The following is a 971-nucleotide window of genomic DNA, read 5'->3' on the forward strand; positions in this document are numbered from 1 at the left end:
TCGCATCCTGGTCAAATTTTCTTGGCATATTCCAGATTTCCCATCTACTCAAACGGAACAAAACCTGGGACACTTCATATCGTCGACTGCTAGCTGATGGGTGTCGATGAAGTCGCGGATAAAGCGGCGGATTTCCGCCACAGTGGGCACATGCTGGCTGGGTGCTGTCGGGGTGAGAAAATCTGCCAGGGCGGCATCGACTAGGCCTATGTGTTCGTGGTTGTCGCCTACACGTTCTATTTCCCGGTCGATAACCCTAAGGCGTGGTGTATCTAGTATCCATTGCTGCCTGTTGGTGGCTGCCACGAGCGGTAGTTCCTGCATGCGGAAGTGTGCCCTAATAATGCCAGATAGGATGCTATAGGAAAGTCCTAGGTCTTTAGCCAGGCTAGTTAACGTCAGGTCCACGTCATCATCTAAGTCCGGAAGTAGTGATTGGTAGAACAACAAGGAGTTCTTCCTAGCCTTAACTCCGGCTGCAGCAATAGGGTTATGTGGTGTGTTGGTGGCATAAAAGACTACCGGTACATCTGCCTCACCATCAGTAGCGGTGTTGTAGTCTAGTGACTCGCCGACTGGACGAGTATCCCCCGTTATGATGTCGCCTACTGGATCGTGGCCTGTTGTGGTGGGTGGTGATGTGCTACTTGTCATCGTGTTAGTACCCCGATTACTCCACATGAATGGTCGAATGTGCTTTCGTCTAACAAGGCATCAGACTACCCATCCGAAAAGACACCAGGGGTAAAACCCACACACCCGACACGCATAACCCCTGTTCGGCAGAGTACAAGTCACAAATATCAGCGGGGGTAAAACGACGGAAAATCCCCGAAACACTAACCACCCACATGTCAAGCGGAGTGGTGGTCTCTCGGGGACTACCAGAATCACTATTTTGTTGTTGTTTGTTGTTTGGTGTCGGCGGTGACTTACTCTCCCACAACCTCCCGGTTGCAGTACCATCAGCG

General features: G+C 51.3%; 1 protein-coding gene. It reads right to left on the bottom strand.

Annotated elements, in window-relative coordinates:
- Positions 1 to 48: 48 nt before the first annotated feature.
- Positions 49 to 654 (bottom strand): hypothetical protein, encoded by a 606-nt coding sequence (locus ABRP88_RS11350; protein WP_349837258.1) that lies wholly within the window; start codon positions 652 to 654, stop codon positions 49 to 51.
- Positions 655 to 971: the final 317 nt, after the last annotated feature.

The organism is Corynebacterium sp. KPL2734, assembly GCF_040225595.1.
Lineage (GTDB): Bacteria > Actinomycetota > Actinomycetes > Mycobacteriales > Mycobacteriaceae > Corynebacterium > Corynebacterium rhinophilum.